At 72.7% G+C, this 25,011-nt stretch carries 27 protein-coding genes, 1 tRNA gene and 1 pseudogene; 17 read left to right on the plus strand and 12 right to left on the minus strand.

The features are described from left to right. The first annotated feature begins 315 nt into the window (after positions 1–315). From D7044_RS28685 to D7044_RS28710, 6 genes are all read left to right on the plus strand, one after another. Positions 316–1,341: an aspartate-semialdehyde dehydrogenase gene (locus D7044_RS28685; protein ID WP_120690766.1), complete on the plus strand. Its 1,026-nt coding sequence runs from the start codon at positions 316–318 to the stop codon at positions 1,339–1,341. A 209-nt stretch (positions 1,342–1,550) separates the two neighbouring features. Beyond that, positions 1,551–2,027, plus strand: a complete 477-nt coding sequence (locus D7044_RS28690) for a PPOX class F420-dependent oxidoreductase (protein ID WP_120679654.1) — start codon at positions 1,551–1,553, stop codon at positions 2,025–2,027. Between the two features lie 213 nt (positions 2,028–2,240). Further along, a complete protein-coding gene (locus D7044_RS28695; RefSeq protein WP_233565159.1) occupies positions 2,241–2,960 on the plus strand; it encodes a TMEM175 family protein in 720 nt (239 codons plus the stop codon). A gap of 117 nt (positions 2,961–3,077) precedes the next feature. Further along, entirely contained in the window at positions 3,078–3,494 is a 417-nt protein-coding gene (locus D7044_RS28700) for a CBS domain-containing protein (protein ID WP_120679656.1), read from the plus strand. Between the two features lie 223 nt (positions 3,495–3,717). Next, complete coding sequence (locus tag D7044_RS28705; protein ID WP_120690767.1) at positions 3,718–4,086, plus strand: SCP2 sterol-binding domain-containing protein; 369 nt, start codon at positions 3,718–3,720, stop codon at positions 4,084–4,086. Further along, positions 4,086–6,146 (plus strand): amylo-alpha-1,6-glucosidase, encoded by a 2,061-nt coding sequence (locus D7044_RS28710; RefSeq protein ID WP_120690768.1) that lies wholly within the window; start codon positions 4,086–4,088, stop codon positions 6,144–6,146. Before D7044_RS28705 ends, D7044_RS28710 begins: the two co-directional genes overlap by 1 nt. Before the next feature lie 39 nt (positions 6,147–6,185). Here the strand turns inward: D7044_RS28710 and D7044_RS28715 are convergent, their stop codons facing one another. Further along, positions 6,186–6,833, minus strand: a complete 648-nt coding sequence (locus tag D7044_RS28715; RefSeq protein ID WP_120679662.1) for an alpha/beta hydrolase — start codon at positions 6,831–6,833, stop codon at positions 6,186–6,188. A gap of 208 nt (positions 6,834–7,041) precedes the next feature. Between D7044_RS28715 and D7044_RS28720 the strand changes: the two genes are divergently transcribed. Together D7044_RS28720 and D7044_RS28725 are read left to right on the plus strand one after the other, a co-directional pair. Continuing rightward, a complete protein-coding gene (locus tag D7044_RS28720; RefSeq protein ID WP_120690769.1) occupies positions 7,042–7,650 on the plus strand; it encodes an isochorismatase family protein in 609 nt (202 codons plus the stop codon). A 3-nt stretch (positions 7,651–7,653) separates the two neighbouring features. Further along, positions 7,654–8,484: pseudogene (locus tag D7044_RS28725) on the plus strand (GlxA family transcriptional regulator); the annotation flags it as partial. Positions 8,485–8,515: 31 nt separating this feature from the next. Here D7044_RS28725 and D7044_RS33475 read toward each other — a convergent pair. From D7044_RS33475 to D7044_RS28750, 5 genes are all read right to left on the minus strand, one after another. Then, complete coding sequence (locus D7044_RS33475; protein WP_325050924.1) at positions 8,516–9,250, minus strand: hypothetical protein; 735 nt, start codon at positions 9,248–9,250, stop codon at positions 8,516–8,518. 73 nt (positions 9,251–9,323) lie between these two features. Further along, positions 9,324–10,037 carry a response regulator transcription factor gene (locus D7044_RS28735; RefSeq protein ID WP_120679668.1) on the minus strand — a complete coding sequence of 238 codons (714 nt, stop codon included), beginning with the start codon at positions 10,035–10,037 and terminating at the stop codon, positions 9,324–9,326. Then, positions 10,010–11,245 carry a hypothetical protein gene (locus D7044_RS28740; RefSeq protein ID WP_199716811.1) on the minus strand — a complete coding sequence of 412 codons (1,236 nt, stop codon included), beginning with the start codon at positions 11,243–11,245 and terminating at the stop codon, positions 10,010–10,012. Before D7044_RS28740 ends, D7044_RS28735 begins: the two co-directional genes overlap by 28 nt. Then, on the minus strand, positions 11,235–12,413 hold the full coding sequence (locus tag D7044_RS28745; RefSeq protein WP_120679671.1) for a sensor histidine kinase: 1,179 nt from the start codon (positions 12,411–12,413) through the stop codon (positions 11,235–11,237). The genes D7044_RS28740 and D7044_RS28745 overlap by 11 nt, the downstream gene beginning before the upstream one ends. A 187-nt stretch (positions 12,414–12,600) precedes the next feature. Continuing rightward, positions 12,601–13,485 (minus strand): septum formation family protein, encoded by an 885-nt coding sequence (locus D7044_RS28750; protein WP_120690770.1) that lies wholly within the window; start codon positions 13,483–13,485, stop codon positions 12,601–12,603. Positions 13,486–13,641: 156 nt separating this feature from the next. Between D7044_RS28750 and D7044_RS28755 the strand changes: the two genes are divergently transcribed. After that, positions 13,642–14,382 (plus strand): class I SAM-dependent DNA methyltransferase, encoded by a 741-nt coding sequence (locus tag D7044_RS28755; RefSeq protein ID WP_120679675.1) that lies wholly within the window; start codon positions 13,642–13,644, stop codon positions 14,380–14,382. 44 nt (positions 14,383–14,426) lie between these two features. On the opposite strand, the gene D7044_RS28760 is transcribed toward D7044_RS28755, so the two are convergent. Next, complete coding sequence (locus tag D7044_RS28760) at positions 14,427–14,975, minus strand: hypothetical protein (protein ID WP_147434736.1); 549 nt, start codon at positions 14,973–14,975, stop codon at positions 14,427–14,429. A gap of 277 nt (positions 14,976–15,252) precedes the next feature. On the opposite strand from D7044_RS28760, the gene D7044_RS28765 reads away from it, so the two are divergent. Further along, on the plus strand, positions 15,253–15,846 hold the full coding sequence (locus D7044_RS28765) for a hypothetical protein (protein ID WP_120679678.1): 594 nt from the start codon (positions 15,253–15,255) through the stop codon (positions 15,844–15,846). Positions 15,847–16,120: 274 nt separating this feature from the next. On the opposite strand, the gene D7044_RS28770 is transcribed toward D7044_RS28765, so the two are convergent. After that, the gene (locus D7044_RS28770; protein ID WP_120690772.1) at positions 16,121–17,383 is read right to left on the minus strand and encodes an NAD(P)/FAD-dependent oxidoreductase; all 1,263 of its coding nucleotides are present in this window, start codon (positions 17,381–17,383) and stop codon (positions 16,121–16,123) included. Positions 17,384–17,590: 207 nt separating this feature from the next. On the opposite strand from D7044_RS28770, the gene D7044_RS28775 reads away from it, so the two are divergent. Both D7044_RS28775 and D7044_RS28780 read left to right on the plus strand, forming a co-directional pair. Then, positions 17,591–18,088 (plus strand): GNAT family N-acetyltransferase, encoded by a 498-nt coding sequence (locus D7044_RS28775; protein ID WP_120690773.1) that lies wholly within the window; start codon positions 17,591–17,593, stop codon positions 18,086–18,088. After that, on the plus strand, positions 18,072–18,704 hold the full coding sequence (locus tag D7044_RS28780; protein WP_120679684.1) for a flavin reductase family protein: 633 nt from the start codon (positions 18,072–18,074) through the stop codon (positions 18,702–18,704). Before D7044_RS28775 ends, D7044_RS28780 begins: the two co-directional genes overlap by 17 nt. Positions 18,705–18,750: 46 nt before the next feature. Here D7044_RS28780 and D7044_RS28785 read toward each other — a convergent pair whose 3' ends face one another. Beyond that, the gene (locus D7044_RS28785) at positions 18,751–19,356 is read right to left on the minus strand and encodes a TetR/AcrR family transcriptional regulator C-terminal domain-containing protein (RefSeq protein WP_120679917.1); all 606 of its coding nucleotides are present in this window, start codon (positions 19,354–19,356) and stop codon (positions 18,751–18,753) included. Positions 19,357–19,461: 105 nt separating this feature from the next. Here D7044_RS28785 and D7044_RS28790 point away from each other — a divergent pair, with 105 nt between their 5' ends. From D7044_RS28790 to D7044_RS28800, 3 genes are all read left to right on the plus strand, one after another. Beyond that, positions 19,462–20,199, plus strand: coding sequence for an SDR family NAD(P)-dependent oxidoreductase (locus tag D7044_RS28790; RefSeq protein ID WP_120690774.1), 738 nt, complete (start codon positions 19,462–19,464; stop codon positions 20,197–20,199). A 108-nt stretch (positions 20,200–20,307) separates the two neighbouring features. Beyond that, positions 20,308–20,655: a hypothetical protein gene (locus D7044_RS28795; RefSeq protein WP_120690775.1), complete on the plus strand. Its 348-nt coding sequence runs from the start codon at positions 20,308–20,310 to the stop codon at positions 20,653–20,655. A 135-nt stretch (positions 20,656–20,790) separates the two neighbouring features. Further along, positions 20,791–21,198: a squamosa promoter-binding protein 15 gene (locus D7044_RS28800; RefSeq protein WP_120690776.1), complete on the plus strand. Its 408-nt coding sequence runs from the start codon at positions 20,791–20,793 to the stop codon at positions 21,196–21,198. Positions 21,199–21,341: 143 nt separating this feature from the next. Here D7044_RS28800 and D7044_RS28805 read toward each other — a convergent pair. After that, a tRNA-Arg gene (locus tag D7044_RS28805) sits at positions 21,342–21,417 on the minus strand. 217 nt (positions 21,418–21,634) lie between these two features. Between D7044_RS28805 and D7044_RS28810 the strand changes: the two genes are divergently transcribed. After that, positions 21,635–22,318, plus strand: coding sequence for a hypothetical protein (locus D7044_RS28810; protein WP_120690777.1), 684 nt, complete (start codon positions 21,635–21,637; stop codon positions 22,316–22,318). A 9-nt stretch (positions 22,319–22,327) separates the two neighbouring features. Here D7044_RS28810 and D7044_RS28815 read toward each other — a convergent pair whose 3' ends face one another. Further along, positions 22,328–23,374: an alpha/beta hydrolase gene (locus D7044_RS28815; protein WP_120690778.1), complete on the minus strand. Its 1,047-nt coding sequence runs from the start codon at positions 23,372–23,374 to the stop codon at positions 22,328–22,330. A gap of 100 nt (positions 23,375–23,474) precedes the next feature. Then, a complete protein-coding gene (locus D7044_RS28820) occupies positions 23,475–23,894 on the minus strand; it encodes an HPF/RaiA family ribosome-associated protein (RefSeq protein WP_120679702.1) in 420 nt (139 codons plus the stop codon). A 307-nt stretch (positions 23,895–24,201) separates the two neighbouring features. Between D7044_RS28820 and D7044_RS28825 the strand changes: the two genes are divergently transcribed. Further along, positions 24,202–24,960 carry a single-stranded DNA-binding protein gene (locus D7044_RS28825; RefSeq protein ID WP_120679704.1) on the plus strand — a complete coding sequence of 253 codons (759 nt, stop codon included), beginning with the start codon at positions 24,202–24,204 and terminating at the stop codon, positions 24,958–24,960. Positions 24,961–25,011 lie beyond the last annotated feature (51 nt).

Raw genomic sequence — 25,011 nt, forward strand, 5'->3', positions numbered from 1 at the left:
GAGTGGCCATTTCCTGACGGGAGGCCACTCTTTCCGTGAAAGTGCGCCCCGGCTGCCTGGGGTGGGTGGGGTGTGATGTGGGTCGCAGGGGGGTGGTGGGTGGCGGCTCGGTGGGGGTGGGGCGGCGCGGAGGGGCTGCGGCGGGGTCCGGGGTCCGGTTGGGGATCTTCCGGGCGGTGGGGCGATCGGCGGTGGGCTTTGCGGGCGGGCGGGCGCCGGTGGACGGGTGCTCGGCGCGTCGGAGGCTGTGACGTCCGGCGCCGGCGGGGGGAAAGGGTTCCCACTACGGGTGCCGCCGTGGGTAGCCTCGCGAGCATGAGGATCGGCATTGTGGGGGCCACCGGGCAGGTTGGTGGCGTGATGCGGCAGGTGCTGGCGGAACGGAAGTTCCCGGCGGAGCAGTTGCGGTTGTTCGCCTCGGCGCGGTCCGCGGGCCGGACCCTGCCCTGGGGCGGCGAGGAGATCACCGTCGAGGACGCGGCCGTGGCCGACTACTCCGGGCTGGACATCGTCCTCTTCTCGGCCGGCAAGTACACCTCGAAGGAGCTCGGACCCCGGGTCGCCGAGGCCGGCGCCGTGGTGATCGACAACTCGTCGGCGTTCCGGATGGACCCGGATGTGCCGCTGGTCGTCGCCGAGGTCAACCCGCACGCCGCCGCGGTACGGCCGAAGGGCATCATCGCCAACCCGAACTGCACCACGATGGCCGCCGTGCCGGTGCTGCGTCCGCTGCACGCCGAGGCGGAGCTGGTCAGCCTGGTCGCGTCGACGTACCAGGCGGTCTCCGGCGCCGGTCTGGCCGGTGTCGCCGAACTGGACGAGCAGGTCCGCAAGGTAGCCGAGCACGCCACCGGGCTCACCTTCGACGGTTCGGCCGTCGAGTTCCCCGCGCCGCGCTCGTTCGCCGAGCCCATCGCGTACAACGTGCTTCCGCTCGCCGGCGCGCTCGTCGACGACGGCTCCTTCGAGACCGACGAGGAGCAGAAGCTGCGCAACGAGAGCCGCAAGATCCTCGAGATCCCCGGGCTCAAGGTCTCCGGCACCTGCGTGCGGGTGCCCGTCTTCACCGGCCACTCGCTCCAGATGAACCTCCGGTTCGCCCGGCCGATCACGCCGCAGCGCGCCCGGGAGCTGCTCGCCGACGCCCCCGGGGTGGCGCTGACCGACGTGCCCACCCCGCTGCGGGCGGCGGGCCGGGACCCGGTCTACGTCGGGCGGATCCGGGCCGACGAGACGGTCGAGAACGGGCTCGCGCTCTTCTGCTCGAACGACAACCTGCGCAAGGGCGCCGCGCTCAACGCCGTGCAGGTCGCCGAACTGGTCGCCGCCGAACTCGGCTGAGCGCCGTCGACGGTTGAGCACCCACCCGGCCCCGGCCACCAGCCGGGCCGGGTGCCGGCCGGGTCGGGTGCCGGCCGGGTCGGGCGGCTCGTCGCGATCGGGTCTACGCCGCGGTGATCCGCCCAGCCGGACGCTCCCGGGCCACCGGGCGCCGTCGACCAGGCAGCCGGGTCGACCACCGCGGGAGACGGCCCCCGGCCCATGCTTGGATGGGAAACCGGAAGCAGGACGAGGTGGAGGAAACCGTGCCGGACGAGCGTACGCAGCAGGCGTTGACCGATCTGATCGCCGCGCGCCGGATGGCCGTGCTGGCGACCCTCAAGCGGGACGGTCGGCCGCAGTTGTCCACCGTCATCTACTCGTTCGACCGGGAAGCGGGCCTGATCCGGGTCTCGGTGACCGGCGACCGGGCGAAGACGGCCAACCTGCGCCGGGACCCGCGCGCGACCCTCCACGTGAGCAACGAGGACGGTTGGGCGTACGCGGTGGTCGAGGCGCGCGCCGAGCTGACGCCGGCGGCCACCGACCCGGACGACGCCACCGTGCGGGAGCTGATCGAGGTCTACCGGTCGCTCCAGGGCGAGCACCCCGACTGGGACGACTACCGGCGGGCGATGGTCGCCGACGGTCGCCTGGTGCTGCGCCTGCACGTCGAGCGCGTCTACGGCCTGCCGCCGCGCGACTGACCCGCGAACCCGCAGCACCTCACGGCGGCCGACTCCCGCCGCCGGGGCGGCCCCCGGGATGGGACGCCCCGGCGGCGCCTGAGCCGCTCGGTCGCCGATCGAGCGGCGATCCGGGCCGCCGCCGGTCAGGCCGGCACCGGCAGGCGCCTGGCGAAACAGGCGCTGTAGGGGCGACCTGGACGGGTATACGCGTCGCGCCGGGGGAGGGGCGTGATGCGGGCGGAGCAGAGCGGTGGCGACGAGCCGGTCGACGGCGCCGAGTACGGCGTGGACGCCGAGGCGGCCGACCGCATCGTCGGCGGTGAGATGCGCTCGGAGATCGGTCGCCTGCTCACGTTCAGCGACGCGGTCTTCGCCATCGTCATCACGCTGCTCGTGCTGGAGTTGCGCGCGCCGGAGGTGCCGCCGGGCGGACTGGCCCGGGCGCTGCTCGACCAGTGGCCGTCGTACCTCGCGTACGTCACGTCGTATCTCCTGATCGCCGTGACCTGGTACAACCACAAGACCACGTTCCGCCGGGTGCACCGCTGCGATCCCTGGCTGCACGTCACGAACCTCGGCGTGCTGTTCAGCACCGCGCTGTTGCCCTTCGCGACAGCTGTCGTCTCCCGGTCGCTGCGGCACGGGAACCAGGCCGACGAGCGGATCTCCACCGCGCTCTTCGGCCTGGTCGGGGTACTGATCTCGATCAGCTGGCTCGGGCTCTACCACCATCTCGTCCGGAACCGGAGGTTGCTGCGTCCCGGGGTGACGGTGCGCCTCTTCACACTGGAGCGCCGGCGCGGGCTCTTCGGCGTGGCCGCGTTCGGGTTGGGCGGTCTGCTGGGTTTCCTGGTCAGCCCGCCGGTCGCGCTCGGGATCTTCCTCGTCCTGCCGGTGATCTTCGCGCTCTCCGCGGAGAGCGTGGCAGAGGTGCGTCGCCTGCGGCGGTGACCCGTTCGCGGCGCGGCGAGCCGGCGGCGGGCGCTACCGGCGGCTCGAACCGGCGGCGCGCGTTACCCCCTCGGGAGGGGCGGGTAGACCGCGGTGCCGACACCGAGAGGGGGCACCATGACAACGGTCGGAGAGTTCATGACGACCCGGCTGGTGACGATGGACGGCAACGACACACTCACCGCCGCGGCACAGGAGATGCGTGACATGGCGATCGGCGATGTGGTGGTCACCGATGGCGACAACGTGGTCGGCATCGTGACGGACCGCGACATCACGGTCCGTGCCGTGGCGGAGAACAGAAATCCCACCACCACCCGGCTCAACGAGATCACCACCAAGGACGTGATCACGGTGAGCCAGTACGACGACGCGGTCGCCGCCGCGGACCTGATGCGCACCTACGCGGTGCGACGACTGCCCGTCGTCGAGGACGGCCGGCTCATCGGCCTCGTCTCGATGGGCGACCTGGCCGTCGAGCGTGAGCCCCAGTCGGTGCTCGCCGACATCAGCGCCGACGACCCGAACAACTAACGTCCGCCGCGGGCGCGCGCCGGCCTTTCGGGAGACCGGGGGCCGGCGCGTCGTGTCCGCTGCGGGCGGATGCGCCCGGCCGGGGCTCACCCGATCCGGGCGAGGTTGACGGCCCGCCGGACGGGCACCCGTGCTCGGACGCCGAACGGCCGCCCGGAAGGGCCGGAGACCACCCCAGACCGGGCGGACGCCGGGCGTGACGGGCCGCGGGAGGAGGGGACCTTTGGACGCCACCACGAGGTTCTTCGAGGAGATCGACCGGCGAGGGTACGAGCCGAGGCTAGCCAAGACCGCCGGCACCATGCGGGTGGACCTGCAGGAGGGGCCGCACACCACGCACTGGTTCCTGAAGATCGAACACGGTCGGATCGCGGTGAGCCGGGAGAACCAGGAGGCCGACACGGTGATCGGCACCAGTCCGGGGCTCTTCGAGGACATCGCGGCCGGGCGCGAACACGGGATCGCGGCGATCCTGCGCGGCGACATGACGGTCTCCGGCGACGCGCGCCTGCTGGTGCAGGTGGAGCGGATCTTCCCCGGCGACCCGGACGCCCGTGGGCCCCGCCGGAAGTTCGAGCGGGAGGTGCGGTGATGGCTTCGAACGGCACGATCCGGATCCTGGACGGCAACACCTTCGTGGTGTCGGAGGACACCGGGGACATCGAGGCCACGCCGAGCGAGCCGACCGGGCTCTTCTCACTGGACACGCGGTTCCTGTCGAAGTGGGTGCTGACCGTCAACGGCGAGCGGCTCAACGCGCTCTCCTTCGACGACCTCCAGTACTACGAGGCGCGGTTCTTCCTGGTGCCCGGCATGGCCACGCACTACATCGACGCGAAGCTGTCGATCATCCGGGAGCGGGCCGTCGGTGGCAGCTTCCGGGAACAGATCATCATCCTCAACCACGACGAGAAGCCCGTCGACCTGGAGGTCCGGATCGACGCCGGCTCCGACTTCGCCGACCTGTTCCAGGTCAAGGACGAGATTTTGAACAAGAAGGGCGAGCTCTACAGCGAGGTCGAGTCCGACTGCCTACGGCTGGGCTACCGCCGCGGCAACTTCGTACGGCAGACCGCCATCGTCTCCTCCGCCCCGGCCCGGTACGACCGAGACGGGCTCGCCTACACCGTCCACCTGGAACCGAACGAGCAGTGGGAGACCCGGATCGACGTCTCCACCACTGCCGTGGGGCCGGGCGGACGCGACCTGCGGTTGGGTGTGAGCACGCACGGCGCCGAACGGCTGGCACTCCAGCACGACCTGGAGAAGTGGATCAAAAACGCGCCGAAGCTCAACAGCCAGCACGAGGCGCTCTCCTCGACGTACCGGCGCAGCCTCGTCGACCTGGCCGCGCTGCGCTTCTCGCCGCTCTCCCTGGGCGGGGCGACCCTGCCCGCCGCCGGCCTGCCGTGGTTCATGACCATGTTCGGCCGGGACAGCATCCTGACCTGCCTGCAGACGTTGCCGTTCACCCCGGCGCTGTCGAAGACCACGCTGCGGATCCTGGCGTCGTTGCAGGGCAGCCGGTTCGACGACTTCCGGGAGGAGGACCCCGGCCGGATCCTGCACGAGATGCGGTACGGGGAGACCGCGGCCTTCGAGGAGCAACCCCACTCGCCGTACTACGGGTCGGTGGACGCCACGCCGCTCTTCGTGATCCTGCTCGACGAGTACGAGCGGTGGACCGGGGACGCCGCGCTGGTCAAGGAGCTGGAACAGGAGTCGCGGGCCGCGCTGCGCTGGATCGACGACTACGCGGACCTGGTCGGCACCGGCTACATCTGGTACGAGCGGCGCAACACCGACACCGGCCTGGAGAACCAGTGCTGGAAGGACTCCTGGGATTCGATCTCCTACTCTGACGGAAAGCTGCCGCCGTTTCCCCGGGCCACCTGCGAGGTGCAGGGGTACGCGTACGACGCGAAGGTCCGCGGCGCCCGCCTGGCCCGCGAGTTCTGGGACGATCCGGCGTACGCCGAGCAGCTCGAGCGGGAGGCGGCGCAGCTGAAGGAGCGGTTCAACCGCGACTTCTGGGTGGCGGACGGCGAGTACTTCGCCCTCGCGCTCGACCCCGACGGGCGTCAGTGCGATGTGTTGAGTTCGAACATCGGCCACCTGCTGTGGAGCGGCATCGTCTCGCACGAACGGGCCGAGAAGATCGCACAGCACCTGGTCGGCCCGCGGCTCTTCTCCGGCTGGGGCGTGCGTACCCTCGCCGAGGGGGAGATCCGCTACAACCCGATCGGCTACCACAACGGCACGATCTGGCCGTTCGACAACTCCTTCATCGCCTGGGGGCTGCGCCGGTACGGCTTCGCCGAGGAGGCGGCCATCATCGCCAGCGGCATCCTGGACGCGGCCACGTACTTCAGCGGCCGGCTGCCGGAGGCGTTCGGCGGCTACCACCGGGAGCTGACCAAGTTCCCGGTGGAGTACCCGACCGCGTGCAGCCCGCAGGCGTGGTCGACCGGTACCCCGCTGCTGCTGCTCCGGACCATGCTCGGCCTGGAACCGCACGAGGGCCACCTCTCGGTGGACCCGCGGCTGCCGGTCGGCATGGGCCGGATCGAGGTGCTGGACATCCCGGGCCGCTGGGGCCGGGTGGACGCCTTCGCCCGCGGTCGGCTGGAGGTGCACAACCTGATCGACTGACCGCCCGCGGCGCCGCCCCGGCCCCGATCCCGCGCCGGTTCAGCTCGCCGGCAGGACGGTGTCGAGGAAGGCGGCGGTGGCCGCGTGCAGGTCGGGCCGGTCCAGGGCGAGCGCGTGGCCGCCGTGGGTGAGCCAGCTGTGCACCGGATGCCCGGCGGCCAGCAGCGCCCCGGTGAGCCCGACGGCCTGAGTCGCCGGCACCGAGCGATCGTCGGTGCCCTGGACCAGCAGCACCGGCACCCCGTTCCCGGCGTGGGTGGTGACCGTCGCGTCGACGGTCGCCGGGTCGCCGGGCGCGGGCGGGTGGCCGAGCAGGTCCGCCCATGGGTCGTCGCCGGCGCGTAGCCGCCGCCAGTCCGTGCCGAGCGGGTCCACCGGTGCCCAGTACGCGAGCACACCCGCCACGTCGTCCGGGCGGTCCACCCCGCGCAACGCGAGGTGCAGGGCGAGCATCCCGCCGGCCGAGTCACCGGCCACCAGCAGCGGCAGACCGCCCGCCTCGGCCCGGGCCCGCCGGGCGGCGGCCCGGACGTCCTCCAGCTGGGCCGGCCAGCGCGCCTCGTGCACCAGCCGGTAACCGGCCGGAACCACCCGCAGTCCGTGCGCGGCCAGCGCCGCGCCGTCCTCGCTCGCTCGGGCGCGCCACCCGCCGCCGTGGATCCAGAGCAGTACGCCGCGTTCGGTCATGCCGCCATGCTGCTGCGGGCACCGCCCCGACGACCAGTTTCTTCGCTGACGGCAGAAGATCCACGGCCGGGGTGGATGCCGCGACGGCGCCGGCTGAAGCAGCGAGCCCGGGGCGAGAGTGCCCAGGTCACCCCGGAGGCCGGATCGTTCCGCAGCCGGGCAGGATGGTGTCTGCCCCTGCGGCTCCCGCCCGACCAGGATCCTTCCCATGAGCAGAACAGCACTCGTCGTGATCGACGTCCAGGAGTCCTTCCGCCAGCGCCCGATCTGGGCGTACGGCTCCAACCCCGACATCGTCGGCCAGGTGAACCGGTTGGTGGCCGCCGCCCGCGAGCGGGGCGACCTGGTGCTCTGGGTCCTGCACGCCGAGCCCGGCAGCGGCGGCGTCTTCGACCCGGCCCTCGGACACGTACGACTGATCGACGGGCTGGCGGCGGCCGAGGGGGAGCCGACGCTGGTGAAGACCGCGCACAACGCGTTCACCACCACCAACCTCCAGCAGTTGCTCACCCTCGCCGGAGTCCACGACGTGACCGTGTGCGGGATCCGCACCGAGCAGTGCGTGGAGACCACCACCCGGCTCGGCTCCGACCTCGGCTACCGGATGACGTTCGTGACCGACGCGACGATGACCTTCCCGATCCCGCACCGGGACCTCCCGGGGACGGCCGGCCCGGCGGAGATCCTCGCCGACCCGCGCACCCTGTCGAACGAGGAGATCCTCCGCCGCACCGAGTACGCCCTGGCCGGCCGGTTCGCCACCGTACGCACGGTGGACGAGGTGACCGGCGCGTCCCTCTCCGGCGCGCGGAGCTGACCGATGGCCCGGGTCGTCTTCCTGCTCGTTCCGCAGCTGCACCTGCTGGATCTCGCCGGGCCGGCCCAGGTCTTCTCCACCGCGGCCGACCTCGGCCACGACTACGAGCTGCACTACGTGGCCGAGCGGGAACGGGTGCCCACCGTGCAGGGCGTGCCGCTGGTCGCCCGTACCCGGTGGCCCGACCTGACCCCCGACGACCTGCTGGTGGTGCCCGGCTGGCGGCCGAACGCGCACGGGCCGGCGGGCCCGGTCGGCCCGGACGATCTGCGGCGGCTCGCCGCGCACCACGCGGCCGGGGGCACCGTGGCGAGCGTCTGCGCCGGTGCGTACGCCCTCGGCCGGGCCGGCCTGCTCGACGGCCGGCGCTGCACCACCCACCACGACGTGCAGGAGGACCTCGCCCGCCGGTATCCGGCCGCCCGGGTCGTCCAGGACGTGCTCTACGTGGTCGACGACCGGGTGGTCACCTCCGCCGGAATCGCCAGCGGGATCGACGTGGCGCTGCACCTGGTGGCCGGCCGGCACGGGCCCGCCGTCGCCGCCGACGTGGCCCGTGAGCTGGTGGTGTACGCCCGCCGCAACGGTCTCGAACAGCAGGCCAGCGTGATGCTGCGGCACCGCTCGCACCTCTCCGACGCGGTGCACCGGGTGCAGAACCTGATCGACCGCCGCTACGCCGAGCGGCTGCCGCTCGCGGACCTGGCCGCCGCCGGTGGGGTCGCCGAGCGGACGCTGAACCGCCTCTTCCGGCAGGCCACCGGCCTCACCCCGCTCGGCTACCAGCAGCTCCTGCGGGTCGAGCGGGCGGAGCACCTGATCGGGCACGGCGTCACGGTGGAGGCGGCCGCGCGGACCGTCGGGTTCACCGATGCCCGAATGCTGCGTCGCCTGCGGGCCCGGACGCGTCGGGTGCCGGATCCGCAGCCCGCCGGTAGTAGTCGTCCCGGGACCGGAACTCGACCGGGAGCGACCCCGGCAGGGTGATCCGGGACTCCCCGATGAGGCGTCCCGCCGACCGCAACGCCAGCACGTCGCGCTCCTGCGGAGAGAGGTCGACCAGCTGGGGCCGGCCCAACCGGAAGGCGGCGACCGCCCGGCACACCTGCCGAGCCAGCCGGGCGATCTCGTCGGCCGGGCCGCCCAACGCGAGCGCCGGCTGCTGGATGGTCCGCAGCGCGTCGCACACGATCAGCAGCCGGGCCGGGCCGTCGTGGTCGGCCGGCGCCAGCTCCAGGCGAGACGGCCACTGCCAGCGGATCTGCCCGCTGAGCAGGCCGGGCAGCCGGACCGGCGGACGGTGCCGGGCGATGCCGACGGCTCGCCCACCGGCCAGCACGGCGAGCTGCGAACCCTCGCCCACCCAGACGACCCGCTGATCGGTGACGGTCACGGTCACCGGGCCGGGCAGCGTCCACACCCGCCGGATCTCGGTCGGGCCGAGCAGAAGTCCCGAGACCTCCACCCGGTGCCGCCAGAGCACCTGTTCGCCCAGGGTCGGCACCAGTTCGTACCGGCGGTCGAGCAACGGGCCCATCTCATCGTCCGGCGCGTCGAATCGGTGCGGACCGATGAAGAAGGGCGACGCGTCAGCCTGCATCGTCACGACCTCCCACAGAGCTCACCCCTGCTTTCGAGCCTGGCGGACCACCGAACGGGTGTCATGACACCCGTTAGGGGGTCGGCCGGTCGTACCTCGCCTGCGACCGGTAGATGCCGATCTCTTCCGGCCGGATGAGGCCGTCCTCGATCGCGCGGGCGAGCAGCGCCGCCTTTGTGGCGGCCGGGCGGCCCGCCCGGGTGTACTTGATCCGCGCCCGGTCGACGTACTGCTTGACCGTGTGTTCGCTGATCCGCATCCGGCGGGCCACCGACGCCTTCGACATCGACTGGAACCAGAGCAGCAGCGCCTCGCGCTCCTTGTCGGAGAGGACCGGGCGATCCGGCCGCGGATCACCGACCATCGCCCCGGCCAGCGCCGGTGGCACGTACGGGCGGTCGCTCGCCGCGGCGAGCACCGTGGCGACGCAGTGCTCCCGACCCTCGTGCTTGGCGAGGAAGGCCACCGCACCGGCGTCCAGGGCGGCGAGCATCGTCTCCGGGTCGGTGTGCTCCGAGTAGACCACCACCCGGCGTCCCGCGGCGCTCAGCTCGGCCAGCTTGCCCAGCGCCATCCGACCGTGCAGCCGCAGGTCGAGCAGGACGACGTCGGCGTCCGGCGCGGCCCGGAGCACCTCGTCCGGATCGTCCCCCGTGGCCAGTACGGTCAGCAGCGGCTCGGTGGCCAGCCAGGCGCGTACCCCGTCGACCACCACCGGGTGGTCGTCCACGATGGCGACCCCGATGGGCCGTCCACCGCTCATCTCCGCCACCGGGTCTGCACCCATCTGATCTCCCCGTCCCGCTCGTAGATCCGATCAACCCGGCCCTCGTGCGAACCGTTGTCCCACTCGGGCGGGCCGGTCGCGTCGGGGCCGTTCCGGTCGGGGGTGACGAGGCTGACCACCACCTCGTCCGGACCCGACACGACCGTCAACCGGGCCCACTCCAGGGCGTCCGCCAGCGTCGCCGTGAGCGGGTCGGCGAGCTGTCGGCGGACCTGCACCGGCAGCGGCGGTGGCGCACCGATGGTCACCAGGTCGATCGGGAGCCCGTTGCGTTCCGCCAGGTCGGCGGCGGCGCGCAGCTCGTGCAGCAGCGGATCGGGCACGTCGTCGGACTCGGCGATCAGCCGCCGTAGCCGGGCTGCCGCCAGCACCGCCCGGCGCTGCACGAGCGGGTCGGTGGGATCGGCGCGCCCGTCGGCCAGCTCCGCGAGCACCGCCCCCGCGGCGCCGCCGACCAGGGCCAGCCGGTCCCGGCGGTCCCGCCGGGCCCGTTCGGCGGCGTCCCGCTCCGCCGCCATGGCATGGGTGGCCGCGGAGGTGGTGGCCCGCTCCCGAGCCAGCACGGCGACGACCGCGCTGCCGACGTACGCCGCGATCGGCAGCGACGACGTGCCGTAGACGTACATCGCGAGGCGGGCCAGGTCGGCGGGGGTGGTCGCGCCGTATCCGACGACCGCCACGAGGGCGATGAGCGAGTGCGCGGCGAGCAGGGCGATCAGCCCCCGCACCCGCCGACCCCAGAGCGCCAGCATGAAGAACCAGCCGAGCGTGCCCCAGACCCAGTTCGCGGTGGTGAAGAGCGCCCGCTCGCCGGCGGCGGCGAAGACCGTCGCGTCGACCGCGAGCAGCAGCCCGGCCAACGGCCACGCCGGCAGTGGGGTCTGCCGCAGCAGCCGGACCCCGGCCAGCACTCCGACCACGGCCACGACCGCCCAGGCCGTGAGCACCACGCCGGCGGCCGTCAGCTCCGCCCGGTTGGCCAGCACCGCCGGCAGCCCGATCACGCAGTGCCAGGCCAGTGCGATGGCGACCGCCGCGATGCGGGCACCGCGGTCCGAGGCCCACCCCACCGCGGCGGCGACCTGGCCCGCCGCCTGCGACGTGGCGCCGCCGTCCGAACCCGGGACCGGGGCGGGCGGTGCCGCGACGGTGAGCGCCGTGGCCGGGGCGTGCCGGTGCCGGACGGCGGCGTCGAGTTCAGCCGACACCGGGCCACTCCAGGGTGATCCGGGTGCCCGCGCCGGGGGCGGAGTCGATCCGGGCGCTCCCGCCGATCGCCGTCATCCGTCCCCGGACCGACTCGCGCAGCCCGTACCGGTGCGGTGGGACGGCGGCCGGGTCGAAGCCGGGGCCGTCGTCGGCGACCTCGACCACGACGCCGAGCGCGGACCGGCTCAGACGCAGCTCGGCCGTCGCACCCGGGGCGTGCCGGACCACGTTGGACAGTGCCGCGTAGACGCTCTCCGCGACCGCGTCGGCCACGGCCGCCGGCACCGCGCACGGCGTCAGCTCGACGCTCATCGGCAGCGCCGGCATCCGGTCGCGGACCGACCGCAGCCGGTCGTCCAGCGACACCGGGCCGTCGGCGGGAACGGTCCGGGCGTCGGCGAGAGCGGTGAGCGTACGCAGGTCGGCGGCGCAGCGTCGACGCAGCTCCGCCGACGGGCCGGTGACCGCGCCGAGACCGACCATGGTGAGCGTGCCGAGCACGGTGTCGTGCAGGTCGCGGTTCTGCCGACGTTCGGACTCCCACGCCGTCCGGGCGACCACCGCCTCCCGGGCCAACCGTTGGTGCGCGGCGAAGGTCCGGTCGGCGCGGGAGATCCGGCGGCGCATCACCGCGCTCATCATCGCCGTGCAGCCGATCTGCACCAGCAGGGTCGCGGTGTGCGCGGCGGCCTCCCGCGGGTTCCCCGCCGCGTGCGCGCCGGTCGCGTAGCCCCCCACGACCAGCAGGCCGGCCGGGATCGACCAGCGGGCCGGCGCGGTGACCTGCGTGTTGATCACAGTGGTGCTGGCCAGCACCGCGATCCAGCTCCCCTCGCCGGGCAGCACCTCGGGGGCCACCAGCCGGGGGATGAGCAGGCAGGCGACCGTGGTCAGCGCCACGTCCCCGGCGATCAGGGTCGGCGTGACACCGTGCCGCAGGGCGCGCGTCGCGTACCAGATCGACCAGGCGGTCAGCGCCGCGACGCCGGCGAAGAGCAGGGCTGACTGCACCGGTGGCGTACGGACCGAGACGGCCACGATCGCGCCGACGAGCCCGCAGGTCAGCCGGAGCATGGCCGGCAGCGTGGTGAAGATCAGGCTGAGCGCGCCGCCGGCCGGGCTGTCCAGCACGGCGGGTGGCACGGTCCGAACGGGAACGGCCGGCATCGGGAGAAGTGTCCTTCCGGCAACGACCCGACCCGGGGTCGCGCGGCATAGATCGACGAGGAAGAATAACACGGCAGCGATACGCGTCGTCACACACGGTGTGCGACAAGCGGTCTCTTGTCCGTCGACGCTGGTCAGCGCCTCGCGCCGAACGGGAACCGGTTACCGCCCGTCAACCGGCACGCGCTCAATTGATCGGCAGGATCGCCGGCCCGCCCCCGGCGATCGACCGGGTGAGCTGGCGACCTCCCGACCAGAAGTAGCAGCGGACGCCCCGATCGCCCCGCGTCCACGCCTCCTTCGACGGGTAACGGAACGTGGTGCCCGTGCGGTAGCGCAACATGCTGTCCGCCGGCACGTCGGCGTAGTGCGCGACGACCGTACGACAGCGATCGTGGGCGGTCTCCTCGTCGCGCCGCGCCTGCTCGTACGACCGCTCCGGCGTGGTCCAGACACCCGCGTACTCGAACTGGTGCGGGGCGGTGCAGGCGGCCGGCGACAGCCGGGCCCACTCGTCGGAGTTCATGCAGCCGAGCCGCACCGAGGAGTCGTTCCGCAGCGCGCCCCGCAGGCTGCCGACCCGACTGACCGCCTCGTCGTCCTCACCGTTGACGCCGGTGACCGCGTTCAACTCGAACATGTCGCAGCGGAACCAGCGACTGCCGACCCGCCAACCGGCCGCCGCGACCGGCAGCACCCGCACCGACAGCCGACCACCCCGCCAGTCACCGCCGGCGAACTCCCGGCCCCGGAGGTCGCACTCGGCGAAGGCCGCTCGTACGGCGGCGGAGCCGGGTGGCGGTGGCGCCGACCGCCGCGCCACATCGGCGGGGAACGTTCCGACCTGGAACGTCTCCACCAGGTGCGGTGCCGCGCAGTCGACCGGCGGGTGGCTCGTGTGCGGACTCAGCGCCCCATAGCACTCGCCGACGCGCGGGGTGAACTGCCGCGCCTCGGTCGCCGGCCGCCAGTCGTCGGTCAGGTCACCATCGGTGCCGGTCGACGCGGCACAACCGCCCACCGTCGCGGCGAGCAGCGCAGCCCATATCGCCGCGAGCCACCGGCGTCGCATGTGTCACCCTCCCGCAGGTCCCCCGTGACACGGCGGAGCATAGGGCACCGGCGCGACCGACCGGCGCCCGGCCGACCGCCCGACGGACGGCGTTCGCCGCACCGGGGGGCGGTAAATGCGTTGAGTCGTTCCACCGGCGCGGGCAGGGTGGTCCGCATGCTACGGGCACCGATCTGGGACGCGGAGACCGCCGAACGCTACGACACGCCGGGCAGCGGCATGTTCGCGCCGGAGGTGGTCGGGCCTACCGTCGAGCGCCTCGCCGCGCTCGCCGACGGTGGCCGGGCCCTCGAGTTCGCGATCGGCACCGGGCGGGTGGCCGTCCCGCTCGCCGAGCGCGGCGTACCCGTCACCGGCATCGAACTCTCCCAACCGATGATCCACCGGCTGCGGACCAAGGTGGACGAGGCGACGATCCCGACGGTCGTCGGGGACATGGCGACGGCTGTCGCGCCCGGCGAGTACACCCTCGTCTACCTGGTCTTCAACACGATCTCGAACCTGCTCACCCAGACCGAGCAGGTCGAGTGCTTCCGCAACGCGGCCCGCCACCTCGTACCGGGTGGACGGTTCGTGATCGAGCTCTGGGTACCGGAGCTGCGTAAGCTCCCGCCCGGCCAGCAGGCGGTGGTCTGGCACTCGGAGCCCGGCTACGTCGGGTTGGACATGTACGACGTGCTCAACCAGTACGCCGAGTCGCACCACTTCCGGTTCGACGAGAGCGGGCAGGCGCGGTTGAGCCGCAGCCCGCACCGCTACATCTGGCCCGCCGAGCTCGACCTGATGGCCCAGCTCGCCGGCTTCGAGCTGGAGAGCCGGCACGCGGACTGGACCGGCGGCGAGTTCACCGCCGACTCGCGCTCCCACGTCTCCGTCTACCGCCTGCCGCCACGGTGACCATCAGGACCATCAGGACCGTCAGCCGCTAGCCGCGCCGCCGGTCAGTGGTCGTCGAGCATGAACAGAAGCGTCGCGTGCTCGACGTCGAGGTACGCGATCCGCCACCGGCTGGACGTGTCCAACTCGTCGTAGACCCTGCTGGTCAGCCACCGCGTCTCCGGCGGCAGGAAGCCGGAGAGGGCCGACCAGAGGTCCTCGGGGGTCCGCTCGGCGGCGTATTCCGCGGAGACGACCGGGTCGTAGGCGACGAACTCGTACCGCTTCGCCAACGCGCGCGCGTCCTCCGGGCGGAGCTCCACCACACCCTGGTACGCCCAGTCCGTCGGACCCGGCCCCCGCGAGCACGGGTCGCCCTTCGCCCGGGCCTGCCAGTGAATCGCGGGGTAGTCGCCGAGGCCCGGCAGATCCTCCGGCCGGTCCCACCGCACGGTGCGTACCTTCGCCTCCTCGATGGGCAGCGACTCCCGGCAGGTTGTCTGATGTGTCCAGTCGCTGCGAACCGCCAGGTAGCCGGCCGTGACCGCGCCGGCCGGCAGCAGTGCGACAGGGGCGCCGAGCACGGCCACCAGCAGCAGAATGCGCCTCTTCACGGCCACGAGGGTACGGGCCGGATCGATCATCGTGGCATCGGCCGGCGCGGGGACATCGTGGCCGCAACGGTGCGGTTCAATGTGGCCATGTCGATCGGTCGGGTAAGGAGGGTCGCGGGTCTCGCCGCCGCGACGGCCCTCGTCGTCCTCGCCGTACACGCGCCCGGCTGACCGTCGCTCGCGCCATACCCGTATGTCACCTATCCGACATCGCGTAGTGCGACAACATCGACCCGACCAGCATCAACACGCCGACACCACGTGGGGAGCGCAGAGCATGACCGACCCGTATCAGACTCAGCCGCCGCAGCAGCCCGATCCGCAGGGCGCCGCCCCGGTCCACCCGCCGCAGCAGTACCAACCGACCGCCGCCGGGTACCTGCCGCCGCCGGCCGACCAGCAGCTGCCGGCCGACCAGCAGGCGTCGGTCGACCAGCAGCCGCCGGCCGCGCCCGCCCGCGGCGGCCGCAAGCTGCTCATCACCGGGATCGTCTCGCTCGTCGCCGTGCTGGCGGTCGTCACCGCCGGCGTCGCCGTCTACGACACCTTCATCCGCGAGGACTCCGGCGTCGCCGTGTGCAAGGCGATGCGCGACGGCAAGGACATCCTCGGCAACGAAGAGCGCAGCGGTGACGACGAGATGACCGAGGCCGAGTACCGGGAGGCGCGGGAGCTGTTCGAGGACTCTCGTCACGAGGACATCCGGGAGCACGGCACCGCGCTGATGGACATCGCGTGGCAGGTGTCGAACCTGCCGGAGGATCAGGGGATGGGGGCGCTGGCGTTCCTCGGCGCGATGGGCACCCACATCTCGGGCCTGCAGACCGCCTGCGCCGACCAGGGCGTGATCGTCGACCTGAACCGGGACTAGGGTCTGTTTCATAAGACCGTGCCCGGCTGCGCCGGCCCCAGGCGGCGACCGGCGGCGTTGGAGGTTCGTCCGGATACAACACCGGTATCCGCGCGAACCTCCGCCTTGCCGGACCTCCGCCTGGGCCTCGGCTCGCTCGGGCGAGCCTTATGAAACAGACCCTAGCCGCCGAACACCCGGAAGCCGCCCGCCCCACGAGGAGTGGGCGGCTTCTTGCTGCCGCTACGGCAGCGGTCCCCTCCCCGGCAGGTCGCTCATCGTCGGCCGGAGATGGTCAGCGCAGCGGATCGAAGGGGCGCAGCTCCGCGGGCTGCCGACCGGTGGTGATCTGCTCGGCGAGCAGCTCGCCGGTGAGCGGGCCGAGCGTGATGCCCCACATGCCGTGGCCGCCGGCGGCGAAGACGCGCGGCGAGCCGGTGCGGCCGATCAGCGGCAGACCGTCGGGGGTGCAGGGGCGCGAACCGACCCACTCGTCGGCGCGGGCGTCCAGGTCCGCGCCGCGCAGCAGTGGACGGGCGGCCTCGGTGATCGCCCGGATCCGGCGGGAATCCAGCGGCGCCTCCGCGCTGCGGAACTCCATCATTCCGGCGACGCGGAGCCGGTCACCCAGGGGCGTGCAGGCGACCCGCTGCGCGGGGAAGTACACCGGGCCGGCCGGCAGGTGTTCGATCGCCACGCTGAAGCTGTACCCACGGCCGGCCTGCACGACGGTCCGCACCCCGTAGCGCCGCGCGAGCGCGCCGAGCCACGTGCCGGTCGCCAGCACCGTGGCGTCGTACCGGTCGTCGGCGCCGTCGGCGGTCACCACCCGCACCGCGCTGCCCTCGTCGCGTACGTCCACCACGTCGGCACCGGTCACGATCGTCGCGCCGCGGGCGCGTACCGCTTCGGCGAGCCCGTGCACGTACTGCCCCGGGTTGACGAAACGCTGGCCGTGCAGGCGGATGGCGGCGCCGACGGCGTCGGCCAGCGAAGGTTCCACCTCCCGCGCCTCGGCGCCGGTGAGGACGTCGAACTCGATCTCCTGACCGGCGGCGCGGATGTGTCCCAGCTCGTCCAGGAGGACCGACCGTTCGGCCTCGGTCCGGTACGCCGCCATGAACGACTTCGCCTCGTACGTCTCCGACCCGACCCCGCCGGCCGTCAACGCGTCGTACGCCTCGAAGGCGCGCCGGTTCATCGGGATGTAGGCGGCCATTGCGGCCCGCCACTTCGATTGGGTGCTGTGCCGGGCGAAGGAGGTCAGGAACCGCAGCAGCCGGGGGTCGGCGCGCGGCGGGACGTACACCGGTGACGCCGGGCTGAGCAGGGCGCGCAGCCCGTACCGGAGCACCGCCGGCTCCGGCAGGGGAGTGGTGATGCCGGGGGTGAGCCAGCCCGCGTTGCCCCACGACGCGCCCGCGGCCACGCCGGTGCGGTCGAGCACGGTGACCCGTACGCCGCGCTCCTGGAGGAACCAGGCGGTGGCCAGCCCGACCATCCCCGCACCGATGACGGCGACGTGCTCAGGGGCGGGTACGGGCTCGGCGGCGGGCATGGCGCTCTCCTTCGAAAAACGTCGGGGGCGGAGCCGTCCCGTCCCCGCAGTGCCCGGTCGTCGGCCGACCCGGCCAAACGATCATGCGCCACATCTCGGCCGGGGCGAACTATGTCGATGGTCACAGGGCGGGCGGACGAGCAGCCGTGCGCCGCCGACGCGAGCAGACCACGCAGGGCGGAAGGAGGGCGCGGTAGCTTGACGATCATGGGGGACTGGGAGCTTCGGCCGGCTTCGGCGGCGGACGTCGACGCGGTGGCCGAGTTGCGGGCCGTGGTGCTGCGGTCGGATCTTGAGCGGCTCGGGCGGTACGACGATCAGCGGGTGCGCCGGCGGCTGCGCGACGGATTCGCGCCGGCGCACACCTGGATCATCGAGGTGGGCGGCGCGTTCGCCGGCTCAGTGGCGCTGCGGCCGGCCGAGGACGCCCACTGGCTGGAGCACTTCTACCTGGCTCCGCATCTGCAGGGCAGCGGGATCGGCGGTGCGGTGCTACGCGGGCTGCTGGAGCGGTGTGACCGCGAGGGCGCCGTGGTCCGGCTGAACGTGCTGCACGGCAGCCCGGCCCGGCGGCTGTACGAGCGGCACGGATTCACGATCGAGGCCGAGGATCCGGTCGACGTGTTCATGGTGCGCCGACCGGCACCTTTCGCCGCGCACCGAAACGTTCCGCCCGTACCGTCCGGCGGTGCGCCAGACGAATGATCACCTGACGATCCAGCCCAAGATCCTCTACTACGGCACGCCCGTCGTGTTGATCAGCACGGAGAACGAGGACGGGACGAGCAACCTCGCGCCGATGTCGTCGGCCTGGGCGCTCGGCCAGGTCGTGGTGCTCGGCCTCGGGGCGGAGGGTCAGACCGCCCACAACCTGCGCGAGCGGCCGGACCTGGTGATCAACCTGCCGACGGCGGAGCAGTGGCCGGCGGTGGAGCGGCTCGCCCCGCTCACCGGCCGCGACCCGGTTCCCGACCACAAGCGGGGCGCGTTCCGGTACGAGCCGGCGAAGTTCGCCGCCGCCGGCCTGCGTCCGGAGCCGGCCGAGCTGGTACGGGCGCAGCGGGTCGCCGAGTGCCCGCTGCAGTTGGAGGCGCGGGCCGTACGGATCACCCCCGACCTGCACGACGATTTCCTGATCGTCGAGGCGCACGTGCTCCGGGTGCACGCGGATCCGGCCGTCGTCGTGCCCGGTACGCAGCACGTCGACCCCACCGCCTGGTGTCCGCTGATCTACAACTTCCGCCACTACTTCGGCCTCGGCCCGCAGCTCGGGCAGAGCTTCCGATCGGAGACGCCAGTGGTCGGGGTGGCCGGCAACTAGGGGCGGCTTCAGCGGTCTGCGAGGGGGCGGGGCGCGGTTCAGGCCGTCATTTCGCAGGCTGTCGCCGGGCGGCCAGGGCCTCGATGATCAGCTGGATCGCGAAGTCGAAGCGCTGGTCGAACTCGCCGGAGCCGACGTGCGGCAGGGTCGCCGCCAGCGCCGGGTACCGGTCGAGCGGCACCTGGTCGGCGCGTACCGGGACCGCCGTGCCGGCCTGCTGTTCCTGGGTGATGCCGAGGATGAGGTAGAAGAGGGACCAGTGGGCCCAGGCGGCGGTCCGCCCGTCGAAGCCGGCGTCGAGCAGGGTGGCGACGACGGTCTCCGCATAACGCAGCGAGTGCGGTTCGGGCCCGCAGGCCACGGTGAGCATCCGGGCCGCGTCGCGGTGCGCGAGCAGGGCCGCTCGGCACCGTCGGCTCAGCGTCCGGATCCGCTCGTCCCAGGCCGGGGGCAGCGGCTCGTCGGCGCAGTGCGCCAGCAACTCGTCCGAGACCAGTTCGAGCAGCCGTTGCTTGCTCGCGGCGTGCCACCGCACGGTGTTGTGCTGCACGCCGAGCCGCTGGGCGACCGCGCGCATGGTCAGCCCGTCCAGGCCGTCCTGGTCGAGCACGTGCAGGGCCGCCTGGACGACGGCCTCCCGCGTCGTTGGCACGATCGCTCCGTTCGCGAGCTTCTCCGCGAGACGTGTCACATCCCGTGGTGACTTCTTGTCCGCTGGCTAACATACCTCTTATCCATTGGACAAGTAGGGGAGATCATGGTCAGCAGCACTGTCGCGCTCGTGACCGGCGCGAACAAGGGACTCGGCTTCGAGACGGCGCGGCAACTCGGGCAGCGCGGGGTGGCCGTGCTGCTCGGCAGCCGCGACCCCGGCCGGGGCGAAGCCGCCGCCGCAGCCCTGCGCGAGGAGGGGCTCGACGTGACGGCCGTCACCCTCGACGTCACCGACGCCGCCGCGGTCCGCGCCCTGGCCGACCGGCTGCGCGCCGAGCACGGCCGGCTCGACATCCTGGTGAACAACGCGGGCAGCATCGACGAGACCCCGATCCTGGACGTCTCGGCCGAGCAGATGCGCCGCACGTTCGAGACGAACGTCTTCGCGGTCACCGAGGTGACCCACGCGATGCTGCCGCTGCTGCGCGCCTCGGCGGCGGGGCGCATCGTCAACGTCGCCAGCACCACTGCCTCGTTCGCGCTGACCGGCGAGATCGACTCGCCCTACGCCGCGGCGGAGCACATCCTGCCCTACTCCTCGTCGAAGGCGGCGCTGAACATGGTCACGGTGCGGTACGCGCAGGCGTTCCACCAGACCCCCGGGTACGAGCACCTGAAGATCAACTCGGCCTCGCCCGGCCACGTCGCCACCGACCTCACCCACCACGGAAGTTCGCGGACCGCCGCCGAGGGCGCCCGGATCATCGTCCACCTGGCGACGCTGCCCGCCGACGGCCCGAGCGGCGGCTACCTCAGCGACGCCGGCCAGCAGCCCTGGTAGCCACAGTGGTGGGTCACCTCGACGCGGCCGCCGGCTGCCGCGGCGAGGGCCTCGATCCGTGACAATCGTCAGGGGTACGGGCGCAGCGGCGTCCGTAGCGTTCCAGGCATGACGAACCCGAACTCCTCCAAGCGGATCGACTGGCGGATCGCCCTCCTCGGCGGCCACAAGCAGCGGGTCACCGGCGCGCCCGCCGACACCGTGGTCGTCACCCCGATCGGCGGCGCCGACGTCGACCTCAGCGACGCCGAGCTGCCCGCCCGGACGACGCTCACGAAGGTCTCGCTTCTCGGCGGTGTGAAGCTCCGGGTGCCCGCCGGGGTCGACGTCGAGGTCGAGGGCTTCCACCTGCTCGGTGGGCGCCGGATCGAACCGGCCGCGGCCTCACCGTCGGCCCCCGTCGTCCGCGTCCGCGCCTACGGCATCATCGGCGGGGTCGAGGTCAGCCGCGCCTGACCGGACCACGGCGACGGTACGGGTACGTCCCGGTGCCGGTTACGTCGTCCACCCCGCCCGGCGTCGTGCGGCGTAAGTGGATGGTCTCGGCTGTACGAAGGGCTGTGCGGTCCCCGGCGTGGATCGGGGGACGCGATGAGCTGGGTTGCCAACGTGATGGTGTCGGTGAGCCCGGAGGACCGCCGCACCGTCGAGGCGTTCAGCGGATGGCTCGACGAGGAATGCCCACGCCTCGGCGGCACGGGCCGGGGCGGCTGCGGCAATGTGAGGCTGATCACCGATGCGGACAACCGGTGGGGTGGATACAAGAACCCCGAATGCGATGTGTACGCCGGGGCGCTCAACCATGCCGACCTCGCTGCTGTCGTGGCGCATTTCGGTTCTCTGGCCTGGCGCAACCCGAATGCGGTGCAGCTCTTCGTGATGGACCAGGAGGAGCTCTTCTTCCGCGTCTGGATGATCCGCGACGGCGCTCTGCGGCAGTACGCCCCCTCCTCGCCCGACGAGGAGGACGACGAGTTCTGGGGCACCGCCGAGTCGTAGCCCGAGATCGGAAACGCGCTCAACCGCTCTTGATGACCAAGACTCGTCCACGCGCCCGGCGACGAGAGGGCAAGGTTGGCTACCCGGGGGCTGTGTTGATCGGCTGCTACATGAGCAACAGGCCCGGGACCGCTGCTCAATGGTGGTGCGCCCGGCAGGATTCGAACCTGCGGCCTTGGGATTAGAAGTCCCCTGCTCTATCCGCTGAGCTACGGGCGCGTGGCGTGGTGTCGCGCCAAGAGGGTACCGTCCGCTCTCCGGCTGACCGACGTAACGGTCCTGGCGTCGTACGCCGACAAGGTTCGCATGCGTCGGTGACGCCCGGCATCGGGTTTCCGGGTCGTCGGCGTCCACGGACCGGACGTGAGCCGGAGCACACCGCCCGCTGGGCGGACGCCTGCCGGAGGCGGGGCCGGCGACGACGTACTCTCGGCGCGTGCTGCTCGACCCGGACGTGGAGAACGATGTCGCCTACGAACTCTGTCAGCTCGTCGGCCGCTCGATCCTGCCGTACCGCCGAGCCGGCGGGGGCGACCCCGACGGCGCCGGCACAATCTTCTTCTTCCAGGACTCCGGCGGCGAGTACCTGCTGACCGCCGACGCGGTGGCCGGCGCAGCGGGGGAGCTCAGTCTGCGGGCGAGCGTCACCGAACCGGTCGGTCTGGCCCCGGCGGTCCTGCCCGTCGCGGGTTGGATCCGCCGCCCGGAGGTGGGGGTGGCGGTGTTGCCGACGACCGGCCTGCACGCCGTGGCGGCGGCGGGTGGCTGGGCGTGGCGTACCCAACCGGTGGTGGACGTCGTCGCGGCGGACGCCGACGTGCTGGCCCGGATCGACGCGACGCCGGGCTCGGCCTTCGTGCTCGCCCATGGCCTGCGGGCGGGCGGCGAGCGGCCGCTCGAGGTGGCGATCGAGCGGGTGGCCCGCGTCGGCGGCGAGGTGCGGATCGGTGCGGGGCTGCCGGCGGGCTACGTCGGCGCGCCGGTCTTCGGCGTCGAGGCGGCCGCCGACGGTGGCATTTCCCTGCACTGCCTGGGTCTGGTCCTGCCGGGGGTGGAGGGCCACCCGGTGGCGACGTTCGACCGGATCCGCGCGATGCTCCCGGCGGCCGGGGAGGGCTGAGCGACCCGGTCAGCTCGGGGCGACGCCGACCGAGTCGGCGGGGCGGCGGCTGCGCGGCACCGATCCCTTCCTCGCGTCCGGGGGCGCGCCGTCGGCCGGGGCCGTCGGACCCGCGCCGAGGAACGCCTCGGCCCAGCGGCCGATCTCGGTGAAGACCTCCCCCCGGACGGCGGTTCCACTGAGGGTGAGGTCGTGCAGACCGCCGTCGAAGCGGGCCACTGTGACGTGCCGGCCGAGTCGAGGGGCGTACCGGACCATGTGCTCGACGTCGAGGACGGCATCGGCCACGCCGGCCGACTCGTGCCACCGCCGGCCGCGGAAGGACCGGGTCGAGCAGGCGACCAGCACGGGTACGGGAATGTCCAGCCCGGCACGCAGTTGCCGTTGCGCGGTGCGGATCGCGCCTAGCCAACCGGCCCGGACCGGGAACCCGGCCAGCGGCTTCCACGCCAGGTCGTAGCTCCACTCGCCCCGGTGGTCGGAGTGGATGCTCTCGCCGTACGCGGTGCCGAGGTCGAGGGGGACGACCTGGCGCGGCGCGCGGCGGCCCAGTCGGGAGACGGCGGCCAGCAGTGGGCGCCGCACCAGCCAGGAGGCGTTGATGTCGAAGAAGGGGCTGTTGAGGACGAGCCCGTCGACGAGCCCGCTGTCGCGGTGGGCGTGCGCCCATAGCGAGGTGATCAGACCACCGGTGGAGTGACCCACGGCGAGCAGGACGTCGTGCCCGTGATCATCGCGGATGATCTTCGCGGCGGCGTCCAGCTCCGGGTGGTAGTCGGTGAGGTCGAGGCAGAAGTTCGGAGTCTGGTGGGTGAGCAGGCTTCGACCGTATTTCCGCAGGTCGAGCGCGTAGAAGTCCCAACCGCGCTCGGCGAAGAAGTCAGCCAGGTGGGTCTGGAAGAAGTAGTCGACGAAGCCGTGCACGTAGAGCACGGCCCGCCGGGTGGGGCGCTCGGCGCGCCGCCGGACCAGCGTGGCGACGACCGGTCCCTCGTCGTCGACGCCGAGGTCGATCGTCTGCCGCTCGTAGGGCGGGCCCAGCACGTCCGGTTCCACAGGCCGACGGTACGCCCGCGGGCTACCGGGCGGTAGCCCGCGATCGGGCCCGCGCCGTGGCCCCCGGCTCTCGACGGCGGCGGGGGCCACGGCGTACGGCTCAGACGGTCTCCGCGTCGATGCGCTCGGCGTCGTCGGCCGCCGGCCGGGCCTCGGCCTCCGGCTGGCCGATCTCACGTACGTGCTTGTTGTGCCTCGGCTCCTGCCGGGTCTTCGCGTCGTTCAGCCGTCGGCGCAGGTCGTCGCGGGCGTCGTTGAGCGCGGCCCGCAGGTCCTCCTCGGCGGAGGTCGTGACGATCTTCTGCCGACCGGCGATCCAGCACTCCAGGGTCACCTTCTGCCCACGGGCGTTGCGGTCCTTGACCGACACCTCCAGCTCGGTGGCGTCGGCGTGGAACGCGGCGAGCCGCGCGTCCAGGGTGGCGAACTGCTCCACGATCCAGTTCCGGTCGCCCTGCGAGAACCCGGCGCCGACCCGCAGGCACTCGGCCACGGTGGCCGGGTTGGTCACGGCGCTCATGGCCGCACCGCCGGAACACTTGTGGAGTTGGTGCTCGTCGTCATGCTCGCTGTCCTCTCGTCGGACGGTGCCGCCGGTGCGCCTCGCCGAGGTCGGCGGGGTGCCGGGGCCGCTTGATCAACTCCTTACCCAGACCGACCCGATTCGGAAACCGCTCGGCTAGCAGATGTGAGCTTGATCAGGATGTTTTCCACAGCGGGGCGCGTCGTCCACAGGTACGGCCGTCGCCGGTGGCGTGCGATCACGACCGCGCGCAGGCTCGGCACGAGTCGACTCGCGATGGCAGCCCCGATCCCCTGGAGGGACGATGTTCGACACCTACGTCACGATCGTCGGTAACGTGCTGACTGCGCCGGAATGGCGACGTACCACCCAGAGCAACACCCTGGTGGCCAACTTCAAGGTCGCCTCCACGGCCCGCCGCCTCGACCGGGAGAGCGGGCGCTGGATCGACGGCAACAGCCTCCGTGTCCGGGTCAACTGCTGGCGGAAGCTCGCCGAAGGCGTGGCCGCCTCGGTGATGGTCGGCGACCCGGTGGTCGTCTGCGGGCGCCTTTACACGCGCGACTGGACCGACGACGCCGGCAACCACCGCACCCTCTACGAACTGGAGGCGGTGGCCGTCGGGCACGACCTGTCCCGCGGCCGGGCCCGGTTCCTGCGTAACCGCCCGAGCGTCACCACCAGCACCGTCGAGGACGCGGAGGCGGAGAGCCGGGTGAAGGGGGAGCCGACCGAACCGGTGCCGGACGAGCAGGCCCCGGCGCTACCCGACGACCGGCCGCTCGACGAGGACTTCGAGCTGCCGGACTTCGCCCTGCCGCGGGCAGCCCGTGACCTGTCCGGCGCGAGCGGAGCGGGCTCCTTCGCCCCGGACGCCGGGGACTTCGACGATGGCTCGACCGACGGCACGGGGAGCTCCGAGGACGACCCCGACGAACTCGCGCCGCTGGGCGACGGGGCCGACGACGGCGACGGCGAGCTCGCCCCGCAGCGCGACGAACCGCCGTCGACCGGTCGGGCGGCGGGCCGGGGCCGTCGTGGACGGGTGCCGCAACCGGCGTGACCGGGTGGGCACCCGGCACCACGCCGGCGGCGTGGAGGTGCGGCGCACCGG

This window comes from Micromonospora musae (genome assembly GCF_003626635.1).
Taxonomy (GTDB): Bacteria; Actinomycetota; Actinomycetes; order Mycobacteriales; family Micromonosporaceae; genus Micromonospora; species Micromonospora musae.

Coding starts and splice junctions, on each gene's coding strand:
- D7044_RS28685 (WP_120690766.1), top strand. CDS start 316: ATGAGGATCGGCATTGTGGGGGCCACCGGGCAGGTTGGTGGCGTGATG.
- D7044_RS28690 (WP_120679654.1), top strand. CDS start 1,551: ATGGGAAACCGGAAGCAGGACGAGGTGGAGGAAACCGTGCCGGACGAG.
- D7044_RS28695 (WP_233565159.1), top strand. CDS start 2,241: ATGCGGGCGGAGCAGAGCGGTGGCGACGAGCCGGTCGACGGCGCCGAG.
- D7044_RS28700 (WP_120679656.1), top strand. CDS start 3,078: ATGACAACGGTCGGAGAGTTCATGACGACCCGGCTGGTGACGATGGAC.
- D7044_RS28710 (WP_120690768.1), top strand. CDS start 4,086: ATGGCTTCGAACGGCACGATCCGGATCCTGGACGGCAACACCTTCGTG.
- D7044_RS28715 (WP_120679662.1), bottom strand. CDS start 6,833: ATGACCGAACGCGGCGTACTGCTCTGGATCCACGGCGGCGGGTGGCGC.
- D7044_RS28720 (WP_120690769.1), top strand. CDS start 7,042: ATGAGCAGAACAGCACTCGTCGTGATCGACGTCCAGGAGTCCTTCCGC.
- D7044_RS33475 (WP_325050924.1), bottom strand. CDS start 9,250: ATGCAGGCTGACGCGTCGCCCTTCTTCATCGGTCCGCACCGATTCGAC.
- D7044_RS28735 (WP_120679668.1), bottom strand. CDS start 10,037: ATGGGTGCAGACCCGGTGGCGGAGATGAGCGGTGGACGGCCCATCGGG.
- D7044_RS28745 (WP_120679671.1), bottom strand. CDS start 12,413: ATGCCGGCCGTTCCCGTTCGGACCGTGCCACCCGCCGTGCTGGACAGC.
- D7044_RS28750 (WP_120690770.1), bottom strand. CDS start 13,485: ATGCGACGCCGGTGGCTCGCGGCGATATGGGCTGCGCTGCTCGCCGCG.
- D7044_RS28755 (WP_120679675.1), top strand. CDS start 13,642: ATGCTACGGGCACCGATCTGGGACGCGGAGACCGCCGAACGCTACGAC.
- D7044_RS28765 (WP_120679678.1), top strand. CDS start 15,253: ATGACCGACCCGTATCAGACTCAGCCGCCGCAGCAGCCCGATCCGCAG.
- D7044_RS28770 (WP_120690772.1), bottom strand. CDS start 17,383: ATGCCCGCCGCCGAGCCCGTACCCGCCCCTGAGCACGTCGCCGTCATC.
- D7044_RS28775 (WP_120690773.1), top strand. CDS start 17,591: ATGGGGGACTGGGAGCTTCGGCCGGCTTCGGCGGCGGACGTCGACGCG.
- D7044_RS28790 (WP_120690774.1), top strand. CDS start 19,462: ATGGTCAGCAGCACTGTCGCGCTCGTGACCGGCGCGAACAAGGGACTC.
- D7044_RS28795 (WP_120690775.1), top strand. CDS start 20,308: ATGACGAACCCGAACTCCTCCAAGCGGATCGACTGGCGGATCGCCCTC.
- D7044_RS28800 (WP_120690776.1), top strand. CDS start 20,791: ATGAGCTGGGTTGCCAACGTGATGGTGTCGGTGAGCCCGGAGGACCGC.
- D7044_RS28820 (WP_120679702.1), bottom strand. CDS start 23,894: ATGAGCGCCGTGACCAACCCGGCCACCGTGGCCGAGTGCCTGCGGGTC.
- D7044_RS28825 (WP_120679704.1), top strand. CDS start 24,202: ATGTTCGACACCTACGTCACGATCGTCGGTAACGTGCTGACTGCGCCG.